Here is a 1,608-nt window from a genome sequence, read left to right as displayed (position 1 = left end):
CGGGCAGGATTCCGAGAAGCCCCGCCCCGTCGAGCACCCCGCCCCGTTCGGCGACGCCGTCGGCGTCACCGACCCCGCCGCCGACCACGACGGCGATGACGACGACACCGCCCCCGCCGCCGACGACCACGCCGCCGCCGACGGCCGAGGCGCCGTCGACCACCCCGACGACGACGGTGCCGATGACGACGCAGTGGATTCACGTTCCGCTGCTACCGGTGCCGATACCGGTCCCGGTCCCGGCGAGCCAGGCTCCGCAGGCGCCCCAGGCTCCGCCGTATCCGCAGTATCCGGGGAACTCGCAGAACCCCTTTCTGAGCCCGGGGTACTGAATCGGCGAACCCGTCAATAAACCGCTGTGACCTGGATCATTCGGGGTCGATCAGGGGTCGATTGGCACAAGCGCGTCCGGCCCGACGGGGGTAGCGTGGTATCACCCGGTTCGGGCGGGGTCTGTTTTTGGTTGCCCTCGTGAGGGCTCCGAAAGTTTCTAGAGGACCTTGGAGGCGCAAAGTGGACATCGTGCTCGGAGTGTCGATGGCTCCGACCGCCGTCCGCCTGGTGCTCATTGAGGGCCAGGATGCCGACGGTGTCACCGTTGAAGAGGACGAATTCGAGGTCGCGCCGGCTCAGGATGCGGCGAACGCCGGCGCGCCCGCGCGGGTGATCGACGCGATCGTCGGCACCCGGGAAGGCGCGGTCGAGGGTGGCTATCAGCTGACCTCGACGGGCGTGACGTGGACCGATCCCGCGCTGGCGCGCGAGCTGCGCGAGGCGGTCGCCGCCCACGACGTCGGCAGCGTGATGCTGGTGTCCCCGTTGCTGGCCGCGGCCGCGTTGGCGCAGACGGTCGGTCAGTCGATCGGCTATGAACACGTCGCGATGCTGTTCGTCGAGCCCGACAGCGCGACGCTGGCCGTGGTCGACGTCGCCGACGGTTCGATCGTCGACCTGCACCGGCGGCAACTGGTGGGGGACACCGCGGTCGAACTGTCCGGCATGGTCGCCGGGCTCGACGCGCCCGGGTCGGAGGCCGACGGCTTGTTCGTCGTGGGGGGTGGGACGGGCCGCGGGAGCGATGTGGCGGCGATCAAGGCCGCGCTCGAGGCGGCGACCGCGCTGGACGTGAGCGTGCCCGAGGAACCCGAGATGGCGCTGGCCCGTGGCGCGGCGCTGGCGTCGGCGAACGCGCCGCTGTTCGCGGCCTCGACGGCCGCCCTGGCCTACTCGCTGGACCCGGGCACCGGCGAGGTGAGTCCGCGGGCGCTCAGCCCGACCTACCTCGACGTCACCGGCAACGCCGACCTGGGTGCGCTGGCCTACAGCGCCGTGGACGACGTAGCCGACGACCTCGGTGCGCCCCGGCGGCGCAGCTTCCCGATGCTGGTCGGCAGCGCCCTGGTCGCCATCGCGGCCGTGGCGGCGGGGGCGGTGGTGGTTTCGCTGACGTCGGACACCCATCCGGCCATCCCGCACGCCGTCGCGCCGGTGAACCGGGAGCCCGCGCCACAGGCGCAGGTGCCCGCCCCGAGCCCGCCGCCAGCGCCGCCCGCGCCGCCGGCCGGCCCGTGGGCCTATGGTGGCCCGTCCTACGGGACGCCGCCGAGG

At 72.8% G+C, this 1,608-nt stretch carries 1 protein-coding gene; it reads left to right on the top strand.

The annotated features are described in order from the left end of the window. Positions 1–513: 513 nt before the first annotated feature. Positions 514–1,608: hypothetical protein (locus tag A5696_RS05635; protein WP_067874710.1), on the top strand; the 1,095-nt coding region annotated here is incomplete at its 3' end.

Source organism: Mycobacterium sp. E2699, assembly GCF_001666745.1.
GTDB lineage: Bacteria > Actinomycetota > Actinomycetes > Mycobacteriales > Mycobacteriaceae > Mycobacterium.
Note: the sequence above shows the minus strand (reverse complement) of the source record. Positions and strands in the feature narration are given on the sequence as shown.